The organism is Bacillus sp. F9_6S_D1_P_5 (assembly GCF_054823925.1).
Genome location: NZ_JBTREW010000037.1, coordinates 1 through 26969, shown reverse-complemented (window position 1 = coordinate 26969; position 26969 = coordinate 1). Strand labels below are relative to the sequence as shown.

Sequence of the window (26969 nt, the reverse complement as noted above, 5' to 3'; positions counted from 1 at the left end):
AAAACAAAATTTTATATTTCTACTGTTGTTTATAAGAACTCATGTTATTTTTTTCGTTTTGGGGAAGAATGTATTTTTTAACTTGATAGCGATGGGGTAGTGCCACATATCCACCAAGCTAATATTTTGATGTCCACCAAAACAAAAATTTTATCTCTTCACAGATAGTTGTCTATGAGAATTGAGTTCATTATTTTGTTTTTGGATATTTGCTTTTCTTAGCTTGATGGCAATGTGGTTCTATCTCTTATAAATGTTACAAAAATCTTTCAAATCGCTCTAACTTGCACAATGCTTCCCGTTAATATAATACGCTGATTCTGTGAAAACCGTAAATACAACCTCTACTTCTGGAATTCCAAAATCCATTACATATGTAGTAATGGCCTTGGCAAATCGATCACGAATTTCCTGTCCACGCTCGAACCATTTCACTTCAATAAGAGGAAACGCTTCTATTTCTTCTCCATTGAATACAAACGTAGAACTTGGTAGTTCCAACGTAAAATTATCCGTACCACACTCACAGATCTCTGCGAGCTCTTCTACTAATGGCTTGCTTATGCGTTTTAATTGTTCAGTAGTAATTCCACGAAACACAACATGCGGCATGTGAATCCCTCCGTTAGATAGCTTTATATTTGCTCACATCATAACACAATTTATTTTGTTGTACTAACATCTATTGGTACATTTCAATGACATTCTTAAGAATAATCATATGTTATTGAAGCAATACATGTATTGTAACTATTTAAAATATTTGAGAGCTCGGTAATTGGGTAAATAAAAAAATGCCTTATCATTCTCCCTGTAAGGAGGCATGAGGGGGAGGCCTCTATTAGGAAAGGGATGGTGCGCTTATATATTTTAAAAAGAAAAGACACCCTAAGATGCCTTCCTCCGACTTGATAACCACTTTAATTTTAATAACATTGGATTCCCATCCGAATACTATTTTACCACGTTAAGTAATGTTGGTCATTGAGAAAGTCAAATACGTAGCGTTCATATATAGTGACCCCTAGGAGTATGAAAAATTTAATACAGTTTTTTTGTTGATCCAACAAAAAAAACTATAAAACCGTGCCAGGATAGGAATGTATAAAAAATGCATAGCTCGATAGAAAAAGAAAGGAGGTTCCCTTGGAGGGGAAGATTCCTCCTTGTCCTTACTACTGATAATGAGACGTTATGTTAATGTTATATATCAAAACTTCTCATACAGCGTTCCCCCCACATGGTACAATTAGGAAAAGGAGGAGGAATTCAAAATGATTTTAGAAGCAGTCATGTTGCAAGTAAAAGACGGTATGGAGACGGAGTATGAATCGGCATTTAAGCAAGCATCTTCAATCATCTCTTCCATGCAAGGATACATAAATCATGAATTACAACGCTGTATGGAGCGGAAAGGGAAATATTTGCTCCTTGTGCAATGGGAAACTTTAGAAGATCACACGATAGGATTTCGACAATCTGAACAATATCAAGAGTGGAAAGCATTATTGCATCACTTTTATGATCCATTTCCAACAGTTGAACACTTTGAGCGTGTAGAGTTATCACGAAACTGAACTTGACCGTCTATTAATACTTGAAAAGTATCGTTTAAATTCGGAAATCAGATTCTCATTGGAACAATTGACATTAGAGATTTTGGCGGTTCGATTGAACACGACTATCATTCTTATGATATTCTTGTCAAAGAAGAAAACATGCTATACAAACACATTCCAGAGCGTGATGTTTTCAAACTTACACATTCGGAAAATATCCACTAGAACAATGGATACTATAAATGAAGAATGCAAAATTAAAGTAATTTATGAGTTTCTAACTAAGTATAGGGGGTCCCATCAAGGGGAAGTCGCGTAAAAACACGGATATCATAAGCTTAGATATTATTAGAAGTAAAAACTCTAATATAAGAAAATGATTATTTATAACGCCTTCTCCTTGCTTTTTTTCGCCGATTTGTTTGACTATATTTTTTTATATGAGTGTTTTTGCCCTTATTATAATTAGGTAACTTTAATATAAGAACAGAAATCGCAGTGAAAATGCAAAATATAAGCATTGCAATCATCCAAAGGTTAATGTCATAGTCATATAGCTTACTAAAATACTTTTTGTCTTGAGTAATATAGCTTACATTACCGTCAATGGTTCCGAGGGTGTAGGGAATAACACAAACGTAACCAATTATCATAACAAATGTTCCAAGTATGAAACTGAGTATATGTTTTATCATGTTCTATTCTCCTTAAAGTATGTTTAATGTATACGTGTATATAGTATATATGGTTTTACTGCAAGGATTTTATTTATTTGAAGGAGTAATATAAATTTCTGTTGGAATCTATATATTTAAGTGGTTTTTCACCACAATGGAAGAAAGCTAAGGTGAATAAATACATCAAAATTAGAAAATTAGTATCTCTAGAAGAAAATGTACAGTTTTTTGGAGTTGAATAATTTTAAAAGCGTAGAAAGATTAAATTTCTAAGCTTTTTCTTCTTAATTGGGTGCGATCTCTATATAGAAGGTTTCTTCAATATGTTTTAATTTTATCTTTATTTTTCGGAATATTTATATTGTTCAGTATCTGTATTTGTATTATTATAAATATTGGTATATTAGTAAATTTTTATATTTATTCTATTCAATCTCTAAAAAATAATTCTTGGAGGCGTTGTTGTGCGTAAAAAATGGAAACTTGGGCTAATGAGTACACTTCTAGCCTGTACAACCTTTACATCTGTCGCTTTTGCCGCAGAAAAACCAGTTGATCAACCAAAGTGGGAGGAGTGGTTACATGAGCATGCAAAGAGATTACATGAACCCACTTCCCAAACAACAAAAGATTTATCATTTCTTAAAGAGGCGGTAAAAGACAAGCGTATTGTTGTACTTGGCGAAAGTACACATGGTGCGAAAGAAATCAATCAATCCAAAATACGAATGATTAAGTACTTACATGAGGAAATGGGATATGATGTGATTGCATTTGAATCAGGGCTGGCGGAAGCATCAGCTGTTCAGCAAAATTTCGACCGCTTAACAGCTACGGAAGCAATGAAGCAATCGTTAGAAGGTGTATGGCAAACAGAGGAAATTGAACAATTGTTTATCTATATGAAAGAACAAAAAGAAAAAGGAACGCCACTCACATTAGCTGGATTTGATATAAATCTGTTTTATCATTCACCCTTCTATCCTTATGCAAAAGAATGGTTGCAAAAACTAAGCCCAGAAGTGGCATCTGAATTTGATACAGCAGTAACAGAGTTGATTAGACTAGATAAGTATTACTATAATTTAGAGGGTACCTATCCCTATGATCAATATAAAAGAGACATACAGCCTGTAATCAACAAATTTGAAGGCGTAAGAACGTTTATTCAAAATCATAAAGCAGAATTGACTCAGGTTGCACCTCATCCTACGTATGATGTGAATTTCCTTGAAAAATCAATTAGTATACGAATTGATGCGATAAAAACACATTTAGATGCTGATATGAAAGCTAAAGGGGGTATCCTCTCGCCTACCCTTACAGACTACTCTTTTTATATCCGAGATCAAAAAATGGCACAGAACTTAGCATGGCTTACTGAAATGCAGCATAAAAATAAAAAAATTATTGTATGGGGGCATAATTATCATATTCGAAAACAAAATTCGAAAATGTTATTAGATTTTATGAAGGTACAACAATACAATTATGTAGCCCCAAATATGATGGATTACCTTCCGCAGCGCATAAAAAATCAAATGTACACGATTGGCGTATTTGCCTATAGTGGAAGCAGTTGGAATTCTAACAATAAAGATATTATTACCGTACATAACGAACACGAAGAACAAAGTGTTGAAAAAATAATCAGCACGGTGGGAAGCCCCAATGTGTTTGTTAACCTAAAGGGAGAAAGTAAACGACCAGAAACGTCATGGATGTTTACTCCTACTGCGTCAAGTTATTGGGGCGACAAAGAAAGAGAAGAAATCATGGTTCCGACAGAACAATATGATGGCATTCTGTGGTTAGAAAAGACGACGCCTTCTTTACTAAAATAAATAAAGAAGCATCCTTACTATATAAGGATGCTTCTTTTCTTGTCATGATTGCACGTAAACAACATACGATTCGATGCATTCAAATACTAACGATCAAACAATATATTCATTAAATAACCCTACTCATTTTGATTGCACATTTTCAAAATGGATGGGCTTTTTTTACTGTAAAATCACTATTTGCAGCATATTTTTATGGGGAAATTCTCATTCTTATTTTGATAGCAATTTGGGTAGAGATACATGCTTATCAACCTTTTATTAGGAGGTAGCCCTTGAATATATTATTTTTTATTGACAGACATAAAAATGATTTATTTGTCTTATTGATAATTTACAAACGATATTATAAAATGTTTGCATATATGTAAACTTAATTTATTTTTGTTTGATTTTAATGGGGTAGGTATTTTTAATAACAATAAAACCAATACGGAGAAGATGCTTTCGTTAAAAAATTCAAAAAGTAAGCGTTATTAACTCTTGAAGAAAAATGACTAGAAAAGTTACAAACATATGGAGAATAGGGTTATACAAAAAAGTTCTAAAGGGGGACGGAATTATGGAACAAAGAAAGTATTCAGTAACACCACAAGATCGAATGAATTATGTATTAGGTCTTTATTCTGCAGATCAACAAATTAATGCGGTTCTTTATTTTCCTGTAGGTATATCAAAGGAACTACTTGAGGAATCAGTAAGGATAACGTTACAATTGCAGCCAGTTTTGAACAGCCGTTTTGTAGAAAATGATCTTCCTTACTGGGAGGAACATTCATCTTGCACTAACTCACCTATTTGCTTTTTTGCAGAAGGAAATAATCAAGACCTTGAAATAAAGGCAATAGATTTCATTAAGGAATCTGGTGATCGTATTCAAGGGCCAATGGTTCAAACAAAATTATTACGAGGCACTACAATAGATATGTTAGTTGTGAAATTATCTCATCTATGTTCAGATGGTACAGGAGTCAAGGAATATATTCATTTACTTGGAACAATTTATACTCATCTTTTCTTGGGACGATCTAAGAGTCAAATTATAAAGGAATTTGGTGAAGGTAATGGAAGTTTTCGAGATCAATCACATGTATTCAAATATGCTGGAATATCCGACATAAAAAGTGCGTATCGTCCTAATCAAGAACAACAGGCATCCTTATGGTCTTTTCCATCTCAATCTAACAAAAATAAATTCCCTCAAATGTCCGTACGGCGGTTGAGCCATGAGCAAACTCTACGTGTAACCCAATGGACAAAAGCACACCAGGCTACCTTGAATGATGTAATCATGACTGCATACTTCCGAGCTTTATCACATTTCACTGTGTATGCAGAACCTCGCACCCCAGAAAAAATGATTGGTTTGACAATTGATTTACGTCGATATCTGCCTAATTATACAACTGGTGCTATTTGCAACTTATCCGGTATGGAAATGCCAGTGATTAAAATGGAAGATGATGAAACATTTAATCAGACTCTTGTTCGAGTTAAACAATCAATGGATAAAATAAAGTCTCAAAATCCAGGTCTTTCTTCAGCAGCAGGAATGGAGCTACTGGCAGGTATGAAGCTTTCTACGGTGAAGGAAATGTATAATCAGCAATACGAAAAGGCTGTACAGATGGGGATGGCGTTGCCATTACTGACAAATTTCGGGGTAATCGCTGATGAACCTATTCAGTTTGGTGAAATTCAAGCTGAGGATGGGTATATGACATCCCCCATTATGTATGCACCATTCTTTTCAATGGGAGCAAGCTCATATAATGGAAGACTTTCATTTACGATTGGCTATCATGCGCCGGATACATCAAAAGAAAAGGTAGACAAATTTTTAGAAAGCGTTGTGAATCAACTATTATAAATAAACGAACATATAGCGCAAAAATTTCTAACGGAATGGTATTTTAGTGGCTCGTCTCATGTACGGCGAAACTCTGTAAATCTTCTCTGATCGCACTTATCTTTATGCTTTATTTATAGAAAAGGAATGTATTCATTATTAACGAAATTATATGTTAAATAGATAAATTATCGCATAAACAATACTACAAAATGATTTAGGAATAACATTATACTACGACTAGAATCCTATAATTATAATCTGTTGAAAAAAACATTAAAAATAAGGAGTCACATTGTATGGGAAAAAAAGTATTGTTTTTTGGAGATTTTGGAATTGACGATACAATAGCTATCATATATGCGCACTTAACAGAAAAAATTGACGTTATAGGAATTGTTGCAGACTATGGAAACGTACCTAAAGCTGAAGTTGTTAGAAATGTTCGTTTTTTACTTAAAAGTGTAGGAAAAGAATATATAAAAGTTTTTGGTGGAGCGGAGCATTCTATGTCTTCAGAAACTGAAACTTTTTATCCAGAAGTTCACGGTAAATTTGGGATAGGGCCCATTCAGCCAGGGATAAACATTCAAACTTTTGAGAATTTTTTTGATGTTCTCACACTTATTAAGCAGTACAAAAATGAACTTATTATCGTGAATACCGGTAGGCTAACTTCACTTGCAACTTTACTTCTCCTTTATGGAGAAGTGATGGAATATGTACATTCCTATTATATTATGGGAGGATCTTTTCTATATCCAGGAAATGTTACTCCTATTTCCGAAGCCAACTTTTATGGTGATCCTGGAGCTGCCAACATTGTAATGAGATACGCAAAAAATCTATCAATTTATCCTTTAAATGTTACACAATCCGCTATTGTAACACCAGAAATGGTAAATTATATTCACTCAAAAGGAAAAACTAAGTTTTTAAAGCCTCTTTTAGACTATTACTATTACCAATTTTATCAAAAAAAAGTTCCTGGAATACAAGGTAGCCCGGTTCACGATGCACTCACTTTGATTGCAATTAATCGTGATGATATTTTTACGTACCATCAATCAGCAGTTACTGTTAATGTACTTGATACTGTACGAGGACAAAGTATAGGAGATTTCAGATCTACTTTTGAACCAGAAACATTCGGTAATCGTCCAAAACATAGGATTGCAATGCAGATGAATTATGAACAGTTTTTTAAAGAGTTTATGAGTGTAATGACTGGCGACCTATTTTAGTTAAAAACCTTATATATCTAATTTCTACATTGTCATCAAGCTATGTTTTTGAAGCACCCTCCAAATGTTTGTTTTTATTTTATAGCACCGTAACTTTTTTCTATAATTTTGGAGGGAGTTTATGTTGTAGTTTCTTAATTAAAAACCATGTCAAAATAGAAAGAAACTGTAAGGATAGAATAAGAGCATTATCTAATTTTATTTTCATAGTAGAATTGTTGAATTTAATCAGTGTATGTTAGGAAAATGAGTTGAAATTTATAATTTAAAAAAAGCGTAAAAATAGACCTTATTTCTATGCTTTTTCTTATTAATGGGGTCTCGCCACATGCCCATCAACTTAAGAATTTTATAATGCCCCCAAAACAATAAAAATTGCGCATTTTCACCTGAAGATGTCAATTTTCTCGTTTTGGGGTGTTTGCTTTTCTTAGCTTGATAGCGATGCGGCGAGACCCCCTTAAATAGCAAATGTGATGAAAATACTTTATACTTAAAATCTAAATAATATGGAGGTTAAATAAAAATGAAACATACAACATCTTGGAGACCTAGAGGCATTATACAATGGATTTTGACCATCCTAACATTAGTAGCATTCCCTATCATTGGCATAATATCGTACTATATTATGAATCCAAGTGATATGGATAAATTAATGAGTTCACTCGCTTGGGCCACAGCGTTATTTCCAGTGTCTCTATTAATTGTAACATTGTTTATAATAGTTCTTTTAATACTAGCTTTTTGGAAAAAAGCCAAAATTGCACAGGTGATTTTAGTACCATTGTCACTACTATTAATCTTTCTAACTGTACAGCCAATTACTAGTATGTTGAGCTATGCTTACAGTAAAGACGCCACTGTTTCTCTTAGTTCCCACTTTTTCAACAGCCAAACTATATCAACAAAACCCATGGAGAATGTAGTGTATGGAAAAACTACGGATGGTATTAAATTAAAGATGGATGTGTGGCCAGCCAAAGAGACTTCAAAAAACAAATTAAAGCCTGCTGTTGTACTAGTGCATGGAGGAGGATGGGTATCGGGTGATAAAGGAGAAGCTCCACACTGGAAACAATGGCTAAATGACCTAGGATACACCGTTTTTGACGTACAATATCGTATGCCCCCACAAGCAGGATGGAAAGATGAAGTAGCAGATATCAAATCAGCACTAGGATGGGTATTACAGAATGCAGATACCTATCAGATTGATCCGAATAAAATAAATGTAATGGGGGAATCGGCAGGAGGAAATCTCGCTATGTTGGCTGCTTATAGTATGGGGGAAGAACAGTTACCAGCCTCAACTAATGTTCCAGAAGTACATGTTAACTCTGTCATTAACATGTATGGGCCAGCAGATATGACAATGTTTTATAATGATAATCCGAGCACTAATTATGTACACGGTGTTATGAAAGAGTACATTGGAGGCACTGTTTCACAATTTCCCGAACGATATAAATTACTTTCACCGATCAATTATATTCAAGACAACACACCACCGACCATTACATTATTAGGAACAGGTGACCGTATAGTTCCAGTAGAACAAGGTGAAATGTTAGACAAAGAACTGACTGTAAAAAATGTAGCTCATGAATTCTACCTTCTTCCAGACGTCGACCATGGATTCGATATAAACCCAGGTAGTTTGAGTACTCAGTTTGCAAAAGAGAAGGTTACGGCATTTCTTCAAAGATATAATAAATAAACATATAAATTATCCATTTAAAAACAATTAGGCAGACTAAAATTTTTAGTCTGCCTAATTGTTTAGAATAGGGACTTTCAAAGAAACTATATTATCCATCTTTGTTTTTAAATATCTATCATGAAGTGATTTACAACCAAGTAGCATTACTACCCATTTTCATGTTTTTTTGTATACATCGATTCGTTCCATAACTTCTCCTCCATTAAATAATTAAAATCTACATCATATCTTATATTAATGAAATCTTTAAAATGCAACTAGTACCTAATACACCACAATATTAATTGTGTTGTATTGGGCGCTATAATAACTATGAATCTATGATTCTAACGCAACACAATTTAGGATAAACTCAGTGATTACTTATGCAACACAATTTATAGAAAGGAGTGAGGATGTGAATATAGTAGAACGATTTTCTTTTTATCTGGAACAGGAAGGGGTTTCGCCACATCGCTATCAAGCTAATAAAATAAAATTCCCCCTTAAATGGGGTCCCACCACATTGCTATCAAGCTAAGATAAATTTGTATCCATATAATCAAAAAAACGCTATTCTTTTTGTAGAAAAATACAGAAAGGATGGCGTTTTGTATGACTCTATCGATTCAAGATGAGTCTCATTTATTCGCTGAAGAACTACAGCGATATCTATCTCCAAGTATCCTTCAACAGCTCGCACAGGAGACGGGTTTCGTAAAACGTAAAAGTAAGTATGGCGCACGAGATTTGGCCGCTTTATGTATTTGGATTAGTCAACACGTAGCAAGCGATTCTCTTACTCGATTATGTAGTCAGCTTTTTGCAAATACAGCTACACTCATGAGTCCATAAGGACTGAATCAACGCTTTAATCCAGCAGCTGTCGCATTTCTTCGAGAAGTCTTTACTTCTCTTCTCACACAAAAACTCTGTTCAAATCACTCACTTTCTGCACACGTGATCTCTACTTTCAATCGTATCCGTATTTTAGATGCAACAGTGTTTCAACTGCCTGACCATTTCGCCACTGACTATCAAGGTTCAGGTGGGAGTAGTAATACGGCAGGCGTGAAAATCCAATTGGAATATGATTTACTTAGTGGTCAATTTCTTAACGTGCAGCTTGGACCAGGAAAAAATAATGATAAAACATACGGTACCATCTGCCTTGAAACCGTAGAGGCGGGCGATTTGTGTTTACGTGATCTTGGTTACTTCGATTTAGGAGACTTACAAACCATTCATGATAAAGAGGCTTACTATATCTCGCGGTTGAAGTTGAATACACGCATTTATATCAAGAACCCTGAACCAGAATACTTCAACAATGGTACGTTAAAAAAGCAAACAGAATACATCCAGCTTGATATGACACAAATGATGTCTGGTCTAATCCCTGGTGAAACGATGGAAATTTCCGAGGCATACATTGGCCAAAATCAGAAGCTTCCAGCACGTGTCATTATCCATCGTTTAACCGATGATCAAACGCAAACACGTCTGAAAAACCAAGTGATACGTGAAAAGAAGAAAGGCATTGTCATGAAGGATAAAAGTAAACGTTTAATGGGCATGAATGTATATATCACGAACACGTCGCTAGAAGAAGTACCGACGAACTACGTGCATTCATTATATTCACTTCGTTGGCAGATTGAAATTTTGTTTAAAACGTGGAAGTCATTCTTTGAAATTGATGAATGTAAAAATATAAAAAGAGAACGCCTAGAGTGCCATTTATATGGACAACTCATCGGCATTCTCCTCTGTTCTTCTACGATGTTTCAAATGCGACAGTTTCTGCTTGAAAAGAAAAGCAGGAGCTGAGTGAATACAAAGCGATTTATATGATTAAAGATTACTTTCCGTTACTGTTTCAAGCGATATCCGTTGGCACAGAAGAAATTTTAAAAATTCTGCATCGCCTTTATCAACTGCTCAAAAAGAACGGTCGTAAATGTCATAGATATAAGAAGATGACCGTCTTTGATATTCTAGGGATTGTGTATAAAACGACGGTGAAGCATAGACAAGCTGCCTAGCGAAAAAATCGCGTTTTAATAGGCTTCTTTAGCATGCCTACTTTTTTATCACTTGCTAGTTTTGAAACAAGGCTCATTTCGTACGCTAAATAATTACTAAGTTAAAAACTGTTTTTTTCGGTACGTTAACAAAGTTCTATTTAAAATTGTCGTTTTACACCTTCACATTTTTGAGTTTTTTTGTCAGAAAACAATAAAATTTTATTAATTTTTATAATTAGTTGAATTTTTATAGAAATAATTCTCTTAATATATTAAAATAACATCGTATTATGTCAGATTTTAATTAGGGGAGAGAAATTTTATGTTGAAAAAAATTATTCCAGTTGCTTTAGCAATAAGTACAGTTACTTTTACTAGTGTATTTGCTGCGCCTTCAGCCCAAGCAAGTACAGGACCAAACCGCTACATAGATGTGCAAATGCTCGGTATTAACGATTTTCATGGGCAACTAGACACTGTAAAAAAAATTAATAATAAAGATGCAGGGGGAATTGAGTACTTAGGAGCTTATTTACGTGATCGTGAAAAACAAAATCCGAATACATTAAAGGTACATGCTGGCGATGTTGTTGGAGCAAGTACTCCTGTTTCAGCATTATTACAAGACGAACCTACGATCGAATTTTTAAATGATTTGAAATTCGATGTTGGAACTATAGGAAATCATGAATTTGATGAAGGTATTGCGGAAATGAACCGCCTTATTTATGGTGGGTACCATGAGAAAACGGGGAATTTTAAAGGAGCAAAATTCCCGTATGTTGCTGCAAATTTCTATAATAAATCCACCGGTCGTTTATTTTTACCACCATTCACTATAAAAAAGGTACAAGGAGTTCCTGTTGGATTTATAGGAGTCGTAACAACGGATGTTCCTAACCTTGTTATGCCTACTATGCTAAACAATGTAGAAATTACAGATGAAGTTGAAGCTATTAACAAATCCGTAAAGCAATTAAAAAAACTAGGCGTTAAATCTATCGTTGTTCTTGCACATAACGGAGGTACAACAGATGGGAACGGCGTAACAAATGGTGATATCGTCCGATTAGCAAATGAGACTGATCCAGAAGTCGATGTTATTTTTGGTGGGCATAGCCACACTTATGTAAATGGAACTGTTAATAATAAACTTGTCGTACAAGCAAATTCTTATGGTATGGCTTTTGCTGATGTTGATGTAAAGATTGATCGTAAAACACAAGATATTGTTGAGAAAAAAGCAGAAATTGTTACAACTTACCATGAAGGCATGGAGCCTGATAAAAAAATAAAGAAGAAGATGGAAAAATATCAAGCGAAAATCGCACCTCTTGTCAATGAAGTTGTAGGTAAGTCTATTGCTCCACTAGATCGTAAACTCAATACGGCTGGTGAATCTACTCTCGGAAATTTAGTTGCTGATGCCCAGCGTGCAACAATGCAATCCGAAATTGCACTTATGAATCCTGGTGGTATTCGTAATGACTTAGATGCTGGTGATATTACATGGGGCGAGATATATGGTATTCAACCATTCGGAAATCAATTAGTAAAAGTAAATTTAACAGGCCAGGACATTCGTGATATTTTAAATCAACAATGGCAAAAAGACATAACAAGAATGCTTCAAATTTCAGGGATCCAATACAATTGGGATGCGAACAAACCTAATGGAGAAAAAGTAACGAGTATTCGCTTAACCAATGGAGAAGAAATTATTCCTTCTAAAACTTACAGCGTTGTTGCGAACGCATTTCTAGCTTCAGGTGGAGATGGATTTGTATCCTTTAAAAACGGTAAAGATGCTGAAACAGGACCAACTGATTTTGAAGCATTAGTAGATTATATAAAAAAATCAAAAGAACCAATTCAGTCTATTATTGATGGAAGAATTCAAAAAATAAATTAGTTTTTTATTAATCTCAAAAACAAATAGATTACCTGTACACTATACTTTTTAGTGTGCAGGTAATCTATTTTTTGTGGATTTGGAATAAAGTCTTACTGTGGCCAATGGGTATACCGTCTAGATGCAGAGTGCCGAAAAAAATGAAGTAAACAAAAAATCAGCCCTAAACAAACCTTATGATAAAGAGAATACATTGCAAAAAAACAAAATTTGGAACTTCCTATTAGCCCAATATTAACTACACTACAATGGATTGAAGCTCATGTAGTTTTATATTCGTATGAGTGAATTAAGGATTTCTTAAGATCCTATTAAGAAATAAGTGAGTTTTAGGAACTAGAATAAATGTATCTTAACAGTAATAAGGGAGTTAATGGTTTTAACGGAAGTCCTTATATTATGTTGAAAATTAATAAAGATGTATTTCAGGAGGTTTTTATGAAAAAGAAAATGATTATTGCAATTGTTGCTTCTGCTATAACATTCACTAATTTTGTAGGAAGTACTTATGCAGATTCGAAAACAGAAGTTTCTGTTACAGCTCCATACAATACAAATCAAATAGTGGAATGGTTAGAAGCACATGCAAAGCTTTTAAAAACAACGAATCCAACTGCATCTCTTAATGATTTAAAACCACTTAAGAGTATGATAGGTTCAGCTTCAATCGTAGGTTTAGGTGAAGCTACGCATGGGGCTCATGAAGTTTTTACGATGAAACACCGTATTGTTAATTATTTAGTATCTGAAAAGGGCTTTACTAATTTAGTTTTAGAAGAGGGATGGGACAGAGCTTTGGAACTTGATAGATATGTTCTTACTGGTAAGGGAAACCCAAGCCAACATCTATCACCTACATTTAAAACGAAAGAAATGTTGGATTTACTTGATTGGATTCGGCAATATAATGCTAATCCAAAACATAAATCTAAAGTGCGTGTCATCGGGATGGATATTCAATCAGTAAATGAGAATGTTTATAATAATATAATAGAATATGTAAAGAGAAATAATTCAGATCTTGTGCCTAGAGTAGAAGAGAAGATAGAAGGTCTTATTCCTGTAACGAAGGATATGGATACCTTTGGCAGTCTTACGAAAGAAGAAAAGGAAAAGTATATTTCAGACGCTAAACAAATCATTGCTTTATTAGAAAAAAATAAAAGTTATTTAAATGGAAAATCGACAGAATTCGCATGGATAAAGCAAAATGCTCGTATTATTGAACAATTTACTACAATGTTAGCGTCATATCCTGATAAACCATCGGACTTTTATTTGAAACATGATATTGCAATGTATGAAAATGCGAAGTGGACTGAGGAACATTTAGGAAAAACTATTGTATGGGGACATAATGGACACGTTTCGAAAACAAATATGATTCCTTTTATATACCCTAAAGTAGCTGGGCAGCATTTAGCAGAATATTATGGGAAAGGGTATGTGTCTATTGGAACATCAGTTTATGAAGGACAATATAATGTCTATAATAGCAACGGTGAATTTGGCCCATATGGAACATTAAAATCAGATGATCCAAACAGTTATAACTACATCTTTGGACAAGTTAAAAAAGATCAATTTTTTATTGATTTACGTAAGGCAAACGGAGTGACAAAAACTTGGTTAAACGAACAACATCCAATTTTCGCTGGGATAACTACGGAAGGACCTGATATACCAAAAACTGTTGATATATCATTAGGTAAATCATTTGATATACTTGTTCAAATTCAAAAATTGAGTCCATCTCAACTGCATCAATAAAATTAGAATAATGTGCCTAAATGAAAACGTGAGAAGTGTTTCATATAACACTATGAAATTTGTGTTAATAGAACAAGGAGAATAATCATATTAGAAAAAATGGAAATTTAACCTGTTAAGAGTAAAATGAATCTTTAATATTTAAAGCGCAAAAAACACCGAAGCGACAAACATCGGTGTTTTTTTGCGCTTTCGGGCATAGATGCTCCTTCAATCCTATTATTTTAGAAGCGATTTCGAATGTAAGGAATTTGTAAGGGATAGGTAAGGAAAAAGAGATTTTCAATGTGTAGGATAAAAATATAAGGAGGCGTGAAGGGGGGGAACAAGTACGGCCTACATATAAAACAATCAGTAACAAGAGTGTTTTGTGAAAATAATGAGTACAATGATTCCAAATGCATTGTTGCTTTTTCATCATTGGGAGAATGGATAGCTGTGTGGTTCGCATATGACACAGCTATCTACTATCTATACAATTTTAATAGAAGAGAGGAATTCTTTATGAAAACACGCAGTAAAATTACATGTGCAAGTCTAGCACTTTTAATAGCTGGAAGTTCCCTGTTATACATAACACCAACCTCAATTGTAAAAGCAGAACCCATCAAAAATATATCTAGTTCTTTACAAACTAATACTCAATACGATCGTACTTCCGTTAAGAAAGCAATGCAGGATGCACTGCAACTTGGATATCCGGGAATACTCGCTAAAATTTCTAAGGGTAGTAAAACTTGGAGTTATGCCGCTGGGATAGCGGATCTAAGAACAAAGAAACCAATGAAAGCAGATTTTCGCTTTCGCATTGGCAGTGTGACGAAAACGTTCATTGCAACAGTTCTACTTCAATTATCTGGGGAGAACCGTTTGAATCTAGACGATTCCATTGAAAAATGGTTGCCTGGTGTCATTCAAGGAAACGGATATGATGGCAACCAAATTACGATTCGGCAAATTTTGAATCATACAAGTGGTATTGCTGACTATATAAATTCAAAAGACTTTGATATTATGGATACAAAAAAATCGTATACGGCTGAAGAATTCGTAAAGATGGGAATTTCACTTCCTCCAGACTTTGCTCCAGGAAAGGATTGGTCTTATTCAAACACAGGATACGTAGTACTGGGAATTCTTATTGAAAAAGTAACTGGAAATAGCTATGCGGAAGAGGTTGAAAAGCGGATTATTGAACCGCTTGATTTGTCAAATACATTCCTACCTGGCAATTCAAGCGTGATTCCAGGCACCAAGCATGCCCGTGGCTATTTCCAACTAGACGGAGCAAGTGAGCTAAAAGATGTTACTTATATTAACCCAGGTAGCTCGGATGGAGATATGATTTCTACTGCTGACGACTTAAACAAATTCTTCTCTTACTTACTCAGTGGCAAATTACTGAAGGAACAGCAACTAAAACAAATGCTTACTACAGTGCCTACAGAAAGAGAAGGAACCGGATATGGCCTTGGAATCTTTGAAACTAAGCTTCCGAACGGTGTCTCGGTATGGGGACACAGAGGTGGCGTTCTAGGGTTTTCCACTTTTGTTGGTGGAACACTTGGAGGCAAGCATACAGTGGCCGTCAATTTAAACAGCTTTAACCTTAGTAATCCTGATCCTTTTAAAAGTATTTTACTTGCTGAATTTAGAAAGTAGGCAAAAAGGAAAAGCGGATAAATTTTGTTATTTGTAATTTCAATCGGAATAGATTACTGATTGAAATTAGTATAGAGGGGATTAAGTATCTAGAAACAATCAAACTAATCATGAGAGATAGCTAAGGTTTATACATTGGCCGATTAAAAGAGCAACACATATAATGAGTTATACTATTGTATTTGTATGGGTATTGTCACTAATTGTAAATTTATATAGAGTGCGAAGTCTAATTTAAGACTTCGCACTTTTTCCGTTTAACAGCTTTTATTATGAAGCTATTAACAATAGAAAAAGGAGAATGTAACTAGTTATGGGGATGAATCTTGGTACATGTGCTATATAGGAATTTTTTTTGGGAATATACAAAAAAACAAATTTAGAAGAATATATGAATTAGAGACAAGAAAGCTGAAGTGAATTGAAAACCTTTACTTTTTTGTTTTGGAAATAGTATTTAATTAAACAGTATGGTACTTTATTTTAATAATTGAACAACTGCCTACTAAAAAAATTGATAGGCAGTTGCTTTTGGGTGAAAAAAATGATTTTTCTTTAATCTGTAATAACAGTTATAAATTAATTTTAATTATCTTATAAAATAGGGAAAATCAATATAAGTTATAATTATTACTTGTTTTTTTGTTTTACTTGTTCTTTTAATTCATCAAGAGTCTTACCGCTAATATTGTCAGTAATAGTTTCATGTATTTCATTTTTTAATACAATTGTTTTTCCTGCAAGTTGTGCTTTGGAAGACATTTTACTTTCATTAATAGTTTCTATGTTTGTCTGAAGGTCTGCTTTGTTATTTTCATCAAAGGTAATTGCGAATGGTTCAATTGCTCCGTAGTAGTTACCAAATAATTGATCCTTCTTTAAAAACATCATATATTTTTTATTAACCATAGGTTCGATATATAAAGGATCCTTATTTTGCACCTCTTTAGTAGTTATCTTAGTAGCCTTTTTTGTAACTGTGCCATCTGGTGCAACAACTGCATTAGAATCTTCAAGTTTTACAGTTTCAGCGAAACGATGATTGATTTTTATTTGTTTATTTTCATTCACACCTTTAATTGTTTCGGAAATGTTGAAATTATATAGATGTCCTTCAACGTAATTTTCTTTGTCCTCTTCCGATGGATTACTTGGATTACGTGCCATATTCCACTTAGAGTCAAGACCTTCATATTCACCGATTACAACTAGATCTGCTTCATTAATCATTTGATTTAAATCACTTGTAGCAGGGAAATCTTTACTGAGAATAACAGTTTCGGTATTCTTATCTTCTTCAGCAACAGGGGAGAAGTGACTATTAAATGCTGAATATCCTCCCAAACCAATTACTGTAGCCAAAGGTATTGCAATTACCATAGTTTTTGCTTTTTTACTTAACATTAAGAAATCATCTCCTTTTTCTGTTAATAGATTGCATTTACACCATTTTTATCGTCAGTTTGAGGGACATGCATAGTAGTACGATTACGATTGCTATTCATAATTGAAGTACCACTGTTGTGACCTATTCCTATTGCATGACCAAACTCATGGACTCCTGTACTTTTAGCAACATTTGATTTTGTAATATTTGTATTACCTGCGTTAATATCACCAGCAAATTTCGTTACTTTTTTAGTGGATGTATTATAAGATGTCTTCATTCTTCCATAATAAGTAGAGGAACTTTCAAACCAAGAGTTTAATGTGTTCACAGAAGAAGAGGAAACTGTAAAATTAATACGAGAAGCAGTGTACCACGCTGAATCGGCAGCTTGCCAACCGGATTTGATGATACTTGAGCCATCGTCTAATCTGTCTCCCCATTTATATGTAGCTGATTTTGAAGGCAGCTTCCATCCTTCTTTTACATAAGCCTCTGAAACGCCAACGCTTGAAAAAACAAACACAGTACCTAATAAAAATGCAGTAATCCCTTTTTTAAAATTCATATTATCCCTCCAAAGATTATTTTTAACAAGAGAATTATAGCACCATTCTCTTCTTTTGGATTAATATTTAACTAACATTTAGAATATTTTGTATTGAGAAAATATAATTTAGGGAGACTTTATTATAATGTATAAATATAAAGCAATGAAATGGTGTCTATGTTTATTCATATTTACTTTTTTAATTATTATTGGTAAAACAATTTGGTCCAGTATAGATGTGGCAGGAGTGTCTAGCGTGTCATCGAATTCTGAAACTATAGTATTAAATAAGACATTCAAAACTACAAATCATTTAAGCGAAATGGTTAAAGAAGCAGACGTAATTGTACTAGGTGAATATGACGGCTTATACTCTAAATGGAATATGGCAAACAGTTCATCACATGAGATTCAAAGTGAAGATGTTGAAGGCCATTTGTTTAGTTTTCATGTCAAAGAAATCTTAAAAGGGGACTATGTAAAGAATGAAATCTTAATAAATCATAGATATTCAGAAAATCTCGTATTAGAGGAAAGTAATGAAATCATTGATAAAAATGGAATCATTCTGAAAGGTGCTACGAAAGTGTTTACTAAAAAAGTAGAAAATAAAGATCCATTGTATATAAAACCAAAATCCGAGGAGACATATATAGTTTTTTTAAAAGAAAATAATAAACTTGGACATTTTTATCCAGCTTTAGAACCTTTTATGATTGAATTTGATTTAAGAAATATTGCACACTTAAAGAGCAATCTAATAAATTGGGATAAAAATAAATATAAATTTGAAACAAAGGTTAAGAATAAAACTTTTTATATTGAAAATGACATAGATTCAACGATCAAAGATAACATTAGCGGAAAAAAATTGAGGGACATTAAGGATTTTGTGAAGAGGACTTCAAAAATGAAATAACATTGTAATAAGCTATATTTTTATTATTAATTGAAAGTTATTACTCTATAAATTCAGTCATTTATTATATAACTGAGTGCATTTTAATAAGAAAATGTATTTTCTTTTAAAGCTAAAAAAAAATTGAGTGGTTTTTAATTCATTAACTTTAGAAATTAAAACTTTTTATTTTGTTAGGTTGATGGGCATTTGATACGATTTCAAAGCCATTAACTTAATAAATTTATCAATTACATAATAAAAAATGAACTGAAATCTAATAAATAACGTAAAAGCTACAAGGTTTTCGCTTTGGGAACATCTCAAAATATTAAATTGATGGTAACTTTGTTGTATCTCTTTAAGCATACCTATATTAAAACCCAAATTTCTCAATTTAATGCTGAGAAATTTGGGTTTTTCTAAAGTAATCAATTTTTTAAAAAATTTTTAGAAATTTAAAGATAAAGTATTGTATACATGTAAGTATGATTAAAAATGCAAAGTTGTAAATGCTAAATTTAATTAAATACGCCTTACTCTCTTTACTATTGGCTTGAGTGAATAGTTTATAGGAAATTACACTGGCTAAAGATGCGATAATTGTTCCAAGCCCTCCAATATTTACTCCTAGTAATAAAGCTTTCCAATCAGAAGTAAAGTTTGATAGAAGAATTGAAGTAGGAAAATTACTAATCAATTGACTCAAAAATATGGAACTAAAGAAGACTGAAGTATCTCCTCTTAAATTAGCGCGAGCAAATGTCTCCAGTGCATCGGAATGGGAAATGTTTCCGATAAAAATAAAAAAACAGACAAAGGTTATTAGAAGAAAGTAATCGATCTTAAATAGTAAGTTTCTATCTAACGTAAATGCTGCCATCAATGTAACTATTAGCGCAATGTAATAATTAATGACACCAAAAATAGATGCAATGATAGTGATAAGTATCAAAATCCAGATGGTAGCTTTTTTTCGATTCTTCACGGTAATAACAGGTAGTTCTATTTTTAAATCTGTTTTTTGAAGTTTTTGAGTAAATATAAATAACAAACTGATTCCAAGTACAGCTAAAAGCAGGATTGAACCTAAAAATGGGATGAGCTTGATTCCATAGTAAGAATATAAGTATAAATTTTGTGGGTTTCCCATAGGCATCAAGCTACTGCCGATGTTTGCCGCAATTGTCTGCAGGATGATTGTATCCATCATGTTCATTTGTGTTTTTTTACTAATGACAAGTGTTATTGGTACAAAAGTGAGGAGAGCGACATCATTTGTTACAAACATGGAGCAAATAAAGCATAACAAAATTAGAATAATGGATATTGACCTGCTGTTATTGCATTTATTTAAAATGGCAACGGCAAGTTTGTCTAATATCTTTAGCTGTTCAAAGGCCTTAATGGCCACCATTAGATTAAATAAGCTAATTAACACTTCAAAGTTAATATATTCGATCTTTGGCGAATATATGAAGCAGCTTACAATTGCTAGTATCAGTGAAATGGTAAGTACTATATCCTTTTTTAAAAATCCGAATTTCATAAGGAGTCTTTTTTTATTTTGAACGAATACTATTTCTTTCACAATACACCACCTGTAATCTATGTTAGTAAAATGAAACGCAAAGGAAATATACATTTAATAATAGATATTCAACAAATCTCACTAGGGGATTAATTGAGAAAACAAATGTTTTTTGTATGATACCATAAATAAATTAAATGTTTTGTTTTTAAAATATTCTTATAATAACCTATCGATTCTTGATTTCAAATACTTTATATGAAGTTCTAAAAGAGAAAAAGTATGCATGTTTTTATGAAGAAAATAGAGACTTGTCAAAAGTTAGGTAGAACGGAATCCGTGATGTTTGGATACTGTATAAAATTCACAAAACCTCACTGTTTTTTAGATGAAAAAACCTTAAAATATTTTTTGGTTTTTATAAAAATCTGTACTTTTTCGTAACATTCTGTACTTTTGATTATAAATTAAAAATAAGCTTCTCTTAGTTGAAGATTGAAAGCGCTTCATAGTTTTTCTATGAATTTTTTACCTAGCCTATTTTTGAGATTAGTAGTGAGAAAGGAGATATTTCCATGTTCTGGGGAAAATTAACAAAAACCAGTTAATCACTATTGATTATTATGATTTAAATGTAAATCACCGGTAAACGAAACAAACATAATAGTACAACAATATTAGTGGATAAGAATATTAGTTTTACAGAAGGGGATAGAGCACCGTATGTATAAACGTTAAGTTCTTCAAAAATTCAGTTTTACAGTTACATGTTGTGATGTTTGCTTAAACAGGCCAATCCTATTCATATAGAAAATTTTTATCCTTGTTGTATTTGAATATGAATGAGGTATTTATGCCAGGGAATATAGGTGATTTTATATAGATTATGATAGATAAATTTTTGGTATGGAGTGATAATATGGAAAGATTTTTTGTAGATTTAGTCGGGTCAACGAATGATTTTTTATGGTCTAAATTGTTAATTATTATGCTTGTTATTTGCGGAATTTATTTTACATTTAAATTGAATTTTGTACAGTTTCGAATGTTAAAAGAGATGGTCCGTGTATTAATGGAGGGAAAAAGTGGTTCTAAAGATCAAATCTCTCCTTTTCAAGCGTTTTGTATTGGTATGGCAGCTCGCGTTGGAACAGGGAATATTACAGGAATTGCGATTGCGATTGCATTAGGGGGACCTGGAGCTGTATTTTGGATGTGGATTATTTCTATTATTAGCTCGGCATCCAGTTTTGTTGAAAGCACATTAGCACAGATATATAAAGTAAAAGATAAAACTGGCTTCCGCGGTGGTCCATCCTATTATATGGAAAAAGGGTTGAATAAACGTTGGATGGGAGTATTATTCTCTATTTTAATCACAATTACTTTTGGTCTTGTATTCAATTCAGTACAATCAAATACAGTTACAATTGCTTTTCAAAATGCATTTGGTACAGATCGCCTAACAGTCGGGATAATCATGGCCATTGCTTTCGCTGCGATTATCTTTGGTGGTGTACAACGTATTGCAAAAATGGCTGAATACAAAGTGGTATTTTTAGCGGTATTATACATTGGAGTTGCATTATTTGTTGTAGTTACCAACATATCAAAAATGCCGGAAGTTCTTTCTCTTATTGTTCAAAACGCATTTGGTTTTAAACAAATAGCAGGAGGTTCAATTGGTGCAGCACTTATGAATGGGGTTAAACGTGGTTTATTTTCAAATGAAGCTGGTATGGGAAGTGCACCAAACGTTGCTGCAACAGCAACAACAAGTCATCCGGTGAAACAAGGACTGATTCAAGCATTTGGTGTATTAACGGATACATTGATCATTTGTACTAGCACTGCCTTTATTATTTTGCTTTCTGATGCATATAAACAACCGGGGTTAAATGGTATTGCACTTACACAAGCAGCATTAAGTGAACACATCGGTTCTTGGGCATCGGGTTGTCTTGCTATCTTTGTTTTTTTATTTGGATTTGGTGCGTTAATTGGCAACTATTATTATGGTGAAACAAATATTCGCTTCTTACATACAAGTAAAGTGTGGTTAATGATATACAGAATAAGTGTGTTGGCTATGATTGTATTTGGTTCCATTGCAAAGATTCAAATTGTATGGGATTTAGCGGATTTATTTATGGGCTTTATGGTTATTATTAATTTAATTGCTATTACCTTACTTTCAAAAGTAGCATTTGCGGCGTTACAAGATTATATAAATCAGAAAAAAGCTGGTAAAGATCCTATTTTTTATAAAGAAAACATTAAAGGGCTTGAAAATATTGAATGTTGGGATAGTTACGAGAAAACTTCAAAAAAGAAAAGTGTGTAATAAGAAAGATATTCAGACTGCAATATGTCTGAATATCTTTCTTGGTTCTAGTGCAAATAGTATTGATGATATTAAAGAAAAAATTATTCTATATAAAGTTAATAGTACGGGGGAATATTGTTAAATGATAGAGGATTCTAGCGTTCAAGTTGAGAGTCAAGAAAAAGTTTGCTTAGATCAATGGGTAGCTCATTATCGAATGTATGCAGCTAAGGGACGAAGCGCCAGTTATATTCCAGCTCTGGGGGAAATAAATGTATCGCAGTTAGGTATTTGTATAGTAAAGCCAGATGGAACAATGATAAAGTCAGGAGATTGGGAGGTACCTTTCACATTACAAAGTATATCAAAAGTAATCGGTTTTATAGCCGCTTGTTTAAGTCGCGGTATTTCTTATGTATTAGAACGAGTTGACGTAGAGCCAACTGGAGATGCCTTCAATTCGATTATTCGTTTAGAGATACATAAACCAGGAAAACCTTTTAATCCTATGATTAATGCTGGAGCGATTACGATATCTTCACTTTTGCCAGGGACATCGGTGCAAGAAAAATTAGAATCTATATACGTATTAATTGAGAAAATGATAGAGAAGCGTCCTGCTATTAATGAAATAGTATTTCAATCAGAATGGGAAACGGCTCATCGTAATAGAGCTTTAGCATACTATTTAAAGGAGAATGGTTTTCTAGAATCAGATGTGGAGGAGACACTAGAGGTTTACCTAAAACAATGTTCGATTGAAATAAATACAGAAGATATTGCCTTAATAGGACTTATACTAGCACATGATGGATATCATCCTATTCGCAAAGAACAAGTGCTCCCTAAAGAAGTAGCTAGGTTAACAAAAGCTTTAATGCTTACTTGTGGAATGTACAATGCTTCTGGCAAATTTGCCGCTTTCATTGGGTTACCAGCTAAAAGTGGGGTATCCGGCGGAATTATGACACTTGTTCCCTCAAAATCTAGGAAGGATTTATCGTTCCAAGATGGATGTGGTATTGGTATTTACGGACCAGCCATTGATGAATATGGGAATAGTTTACCAGGAAGTATGTTGTTAGAACATATTGCAAAAGAATGGGATTTAAGTATATTTTAAAAAGGAGCACAGATATTTTGATGTTAGAGCGAGTCCAAAAGTGTTCAGACCTTATATGGTGTCTGAACATTTTTGAGTTATAAAGTATCTTTCTAAAGTAGAAGAGTGTAATGAATACTCACAATCTCTAATGCTTTCGTTTATATCTTATTTATCAGTTTTGAAAAAAATAGAGTAAGTGTTGTATTAATGTAAATAGGTTTGTATACTGACTGTTAGGCGAAAGTGAGAAGTGATTATTTTGAATCTTAGTAATTTAGTAAAAAAAGACATTTATATTCTCGTTTTAATGATACTTACAGTACCCTTAGTAGGTGAAATAAAGTCATTTCCCTTAAATGAAACATTTAGAATGAGCTTTGGTGCACCAACATTTTTCTTTTTTTTGTTATTGTTTCGACGAGTTCCAGCATTTTTACCGGGTTTTTTAACAGCGATAGTCGTTGTAGTATTTCGTATCTCAATGGATGTCATTATAAAGGGAAATATGGATTGGTTAGCCGCTTTTCATACTCACTATCCTAGTTTTTTCTTTTATTTTACGTATTCGTATCTCTTTCATTTAGCAAAAATTAAACGTTTTTATCATCAACCACTAATGATTGGGTTGATTGGTTGCATTATTGAAATATTGTCAGACTGTGTGGAATTAATGATTCAATATTTCGTATTAAAAACATCGATCACATCCGAGGCAATAAATGAGATCATTGTTATCGCATGTTCCCATAGTTTTATAGTTCTAAGCTTTTTCAATATGATGAAATTGTATGAAGCGCAATCAAGAGAGAGACACATAAAGAAACAAAATGAACATATGCTTATGCTCATCTCTAATTTATATGAAGATGCTGTTCATTTAAAAAAAACATTACAAGATGCTGAGAATATAACAAAAAAATCCTATGATTTATATAAAACCTTAGATTCTTTTGAGCATAAACAGATGAATTTTCAGTTTCAGGATTTAAGGCAACAGGCATTACAAATTGCTGGTGAGGTCCATGATGTTAAAAAGGATAATCAACGTATTTTTGCGGGGCTTTCAAAACTAATTTCTGATGAAAGTTTTACAGATTATATGTCTGTACATGAACTGGTAAATATCATTATACGGGCGAATACGAAATATGCACAGTTACTAGAGAAAGACATCCAATTTGTGTATAAAATTGATGGTGTACATTCTCATTATCATATTTATACAATCTTATCTATTATAAATAATATCGTTACAAACGCTGTAGAAGCTATCCAAAGTATGGGAACCATCACAATTGACATTAATAAAGACCACCATTTTGTTGAATTTCAAATAGGCGATAATGGTCCCGGTATTTCTTCAAAATATAAAGATTCAATTTTTGAGCCTGGTTTTACTTCTAAATATGATGATTTAGGCAATCCATCGACAGGCATCGGACTATCGTATGTTAAAGAAATGGTCGAACAACTAGAAGGTGATGTTACGCTTGAGGACAGAACCGAAGGAAAAGGATCAATTTTTATAATTAGATTAGGGATTGATCATATAATTTCGAAAGGGTGATTCTATGTATTTTTATATAGTAGATGATGAAAAAGCGGTTCGCTCAATGTTGGCTCAAATTATCGAGGATGAAGATCTTGGAGAGGTTATAGGAGAAGCTGAGGATGGTTCATCTTTAGAGCAATACATGCCAATCCTTAAAAATATAGATATTTTATTTATCGATTTGTTAATGCCGATTCAAGATGGAATAAAAACAATTCGTCAAATAAAGCCTTCGTTTAAAGGGAAAATCATCATGGTCTCTCAAGTAGAATCAAAAGAATTAATTGCTGAAGCTTATTCGCTTGGCGTTGAATACTATATTATTAAGCCAATTAACCGGATTGAAGTATTAACAGTTGTTCGGAAAGTCATTGAAAGAATTCGTTTGGAAAAATCGATAAAAAACATTCAAGAATCGCTTAATACGGTACTAAAATTGGATAGTAATTCAAGTGCGCAAGAAAAATACCGTAATGAAAAACATTTAAATACTTTTAATCATTTTCAAAATTCCATTCATTTTCTTTTGTCTGAATTAGGAATAGCCAGTGAAAGTGGAAGTAAAGATTTAATGGATATGCTAGATTATTTATATAAATATGAACAAGATAACACGTTGGAACAAGGTTTTCCCTCACTAAAAGAGATTTTTATGAATTTAGCTCAAAAAAAACTTGGGGATTCAGCTGAAGACGCCGAATTAAAAAGGTTCATAGAAGCTTCCAAACAACGGATTCGGAGAGCAATTTATCAATCATTAAACCATTTAGCTTCCCTTGGACTTACTGATTTTTTAAACCCGAAGTTCGAAAATTATGCTTCTAGATTTTTTGATTTTACTACCGTAAGGAGAAAGATGACAGAATTGAATAATGAGCCAACAGTACCTGCTCGTATTGATACGAAAAAATTTATTCAAGTTCTTTATTTTGAAGCAAAACGAATACACTTGGAATTAAGATGATAAACTCTTGCTAATTATTATTTTCAATTAATAGATTGATAATTGTTTTCATGTTCTTTGTTTTATATAGTTTTTCTAAGAGAGGATTTTCCTTTATTTCATATTGGTTTTAAAATCAGAAAATTCCGTATCGATTTGGTAGAAATGTACTAACTTGGAACAAAAGAATATGTATTTTTTATACATTAATATCCATTTAAAAAAACGAGTATTTCTAAAATAAAATATAACTACATAGTAAGTTGAATTGAAAAAAAGATGCTATCTTCTAGCATCTTTTTTTCAGAGTGTTGGGAAACCCTGAAGGGGTTCCTAACACTCCGGAATCTTTTTTGATTTTAGTGAAAGAAAACAATATAAAATCATAGAATTTAGAAAAATAGCCCACCACTAATCCCTTTTTGGTTAGA

At 33.0% G+C, this 26969-nt stretch carries 18 protein-coding genes and 2 pseudogenes; 15 read left to right on the top strand and 5 right to left on the bottom strand.

The features are described 5' to 3' along the window. Positions 1 to 279: 279 nt before the first annotated feature. Positions 280 to 612, bottom strand: coding sequence for a DUF1904 family protein (locus ACUXEY_RS27090; protein WP_461302001.1), 333 nt, complete (start codon positions 610 to 612; stop codon positions 280 to 282). A 662-nt stretch (positions 613 to 1274) separates the two neighbouring features. On the opposite strand from ACUXEY_RS27090, the gene ACUXEY_RS27085 reads away from it, so the two are divergent. Then, positions 1275 to 1577 carry an antibiotic biosynthesis monooxygenase family protein gene (locus ACUXEY_RS27085; protein ID WP_461302000.1) on the top strand — a complete coding sequence of 101 codons (303 nt, stop codon included), beginning with the start codon at positions 1275 to 1277 and terminating at the stop codon, positions 1575 to 1577. A gap of 24 nt (positions 1578 to 1601) precedes the next feature. Beyond that, a pseudogene (locus ACUXEY_RS27080) lies at positions 1602 to 1784 on the top strand (hypothetical protein); the annotation flags it as partial. Between the two features lie 155 nt (positions 1785 to 1939). On the opposite strand, the gene ACUXEY_RS27075 reads toward ACUXEY_RS27080, so the two are convergent. Continuing rightward, positions 1940 to 2254, bottom strand: coding sequence for a hypothetical protein (locus tag ACUXEY_RS27075; protein ID WP_461301999.1), 315 nt, complete (start codon positions 2252 to 2254; stop codon positions 1940 to 1942). A gap of 446 nt (positions 2255 to 2700) precedes the next feature. On the opposite strand from ACUXEY_RS27075, the gene ACUXEY_RS27070 reads away from it, so the two are divergent. From ACUXEY_RS27070 to ACUXEY_RS27035, 8 genes and pseudogenes are all read left to right on the top strand, one after another. Next, the gene (locus tag ACUXEY_RS27070) at positions 2701 to 4080 is read left to right on the top strand and encodes an erythromycin esterase family protein (RefSeq protein ID WP_429602468.1); all 1380 of its coding nucleotides are present in this window, start codon (positions 2701 to 2703) and stop codon (positions 4078 to 4080) included. Positions 4081 to 4642: 562 nt separating this feature from the next. Then, positions 4643 to 5950: a condensation domain-containing protein gene (locus tag ACUXEY_RS27065; RefSeq protein WP_461301998.1), complete on the top strand. Its 1308-nt coding sequence runs from the start codon at positions 4643 to 4645 to the stop codon at positions 5948 to 5950. Positions 5951 to 6228: 278 nt separating this feature from the next. Further along, positions 6229 to 7173: a nucleoside hydrolase gene (locus ACUXEY_RS27060; RefSeq protein WP_461301997.1), complete on the top strand. Its 945-nt coding sequence runs from the start codon at positions 6229 to 6231 to the stop codon at positions 7171 to 7173. 574 nt (positions 7174 to 7747) lie between these two features. After that, entirely contained in the window at positions 7748 to 8893 is a 1146-nt protein-coding gene (locus tag ACUXEY_RS27055) for an alpha/beta hydrolase (RefSeq protein WP_461301996.1), read from the top strand. Positions 8894 to 9490: 597 nt separating this feature from the next. Then, positions 9491 to 10920 (top strand): annotated as a pseudogene (locus ACUXEY_RS27050) (IS4 family transposase). Positions 10921 to 11224: 304 nt separating this feature from the next. Further along, positions 11225 to 12814 carry a bifunctional metallophosphatase/5'-nucleotidase gene (locus ACUXEY_RS27045; protein ID WP_461301995.1) on the top strand — a complete coding sequence of 530 codons (1590 nt, stop codon included), beginning with the start codon at positions 11225 to 11227 and terminating at the stop codon, positions 12812 to 12814. 438 nt (positions 12815 to 13252) lie between these two features. Continuing rightward, the gene (locus ACUXEY_RS27040; RefSeq protein WP_461301994.1) at positions 13253 to 14584 is read left to right on the top strand and encodes an erythromycin esterase family protein; all 1332 of its coding nucleotides are present in this window, start codon (positions 13253 to 13255) and stop codon (positions 14582 to 14584) included. A gap of 504 nt (positions 14585 to 15088) precedes the next feature. Further along, positions 15089 to 16246 carry a serine hydrolase domain-containing protein gene (locus ACUXEY_RS27035; protein WP_461301993.1) on the top strand — a complete coding sequence of 386 codons (1158 nt, stop codon included), beginning with the start codon at positions 15089 to 15091 and terminating at the stop codon, positions 16244 to 16246. Positions 16247 to 16876: 630 nt separating this feature from the next. Here the strand turns inward: ACUXEY_RS27035 and ACUXEY_RS27030 are convergent. Beyond that, positions 16877 to 17650, bottom strand: a complete 774-nt coding sequence (locus ACUXEY_RS27030) for a hypothetical protein (RefSeq protein WP_000949362.1) — start codon at positions 17648 to 17650, stop codon at positions 16877 to 16879. A 23-nt stretch (positions 17651 to 17673) separates the two neighbouring features. Next, positions 17674 to 18201 carry a matrixin family metalloprotease gene (locus ACUXEY_RS27025; RefSeq protein ID WP_001009605.1) on the bottom strand — a complete coding sequence of 176 codons (528 nt, stop codon included), beginning with the start codon at positions 18199 to 18201 and terminating at the stop codon, positions 17674 to 17676. Between the two features lie 127 nt (positions 18202 to 18328). On the opposite strand from ACUXEY_RS27025, the gene ACUXEY_RS27020 reads away from it, so the two are divergent. Next, the gene (locus ACUXEY_RS27020; RefSeq protein WP_461301992.1) at positions 18329 to 19102 is read left to right on the top strand and encodes a hypothetical protein; all 774 of its coding nucleotides are present in this window, start codon (positions 18329 to 18331) and stop codon (positions 19100 to 19102) included. A 418-nt stretch (positions 19103 to 19520) separates the two neighbouring features. Here ACUXEY_RS27020 and ACUXEY_RS27015 read toward each other — a convergent pair whose 3' ends face one another. Then, positions 19521 to 20672 carry an anion transporter gene (locus ACUXEY_RS27015; protein WP_429602458.1) on the bottom strand — a complete coding sequence of 384 codons (1152 nt, stop codon included), beginning with the start codon at positions 20670 to 20672 and terminating at the stop codon, positions 19521 to 19523. Between the two features lie 859 nt (positions 20673 to 21531). On the opposite strand from ACUXEY_RS27015, the gene ACUXEY_RS27010 reads away from it, so the two are divergent. From ACUXEY_RS27010 to ACUXEY_RS26995, 4 genes are all read left to right on the top strand, one after another. Continuing rightward, positions 21532 to 22956 (top strand): alanine/glycine:cation symporter family protein, encoded by a 1425-nt coding sequence (locus tag ACUXEY_RS27010; RefSeq protein ID WP_376903931.1) that lies wholly within the window; start codon positions 21532 to 21534, stop codon positions 22954 to 22956. Between the two features lie 124 nt (positions 22957 to 23080). Then, positions 23081 to 24061 carry a glutaminase GlsA gene (gene glsA / locus ACUXEY_RS27005; RefSeq protein WP_000568754.1) on the top strand — a complete coding sequence of 327 codons (981 nt, stop codon included), beginning with the start codon at positions 23081 to 23083 and terminating at the stop codon, positions 24059 to 24061. Between the two features lie 232 nt (positions 24062 to 24293). Continuing rightward, positions 24294 to 25610, top strand: coding sequence for a sensor histidine kinase (locus tag ACUXEY_RS27000; RefSeq protein ID WP_426706345.1), 1317 nt, complete (start codon positions 24294 to 24296; stop codon positions 25608 to 25610). A 4-nt stretch (positions 25611 to 25614) separates the two neighbouring features. Beyond that, positions 25615 to 26559, top strand: coding sequence for a response regulator (locus ACUXEY_RS26995; RefSeq protein WP_461301991.1), 945 nt, complete (start codon positions 25615 to 25617; stop codon positions 26557 to 26559). Positions 26560 to 26969: the final 410 nt, after the last annotated feature.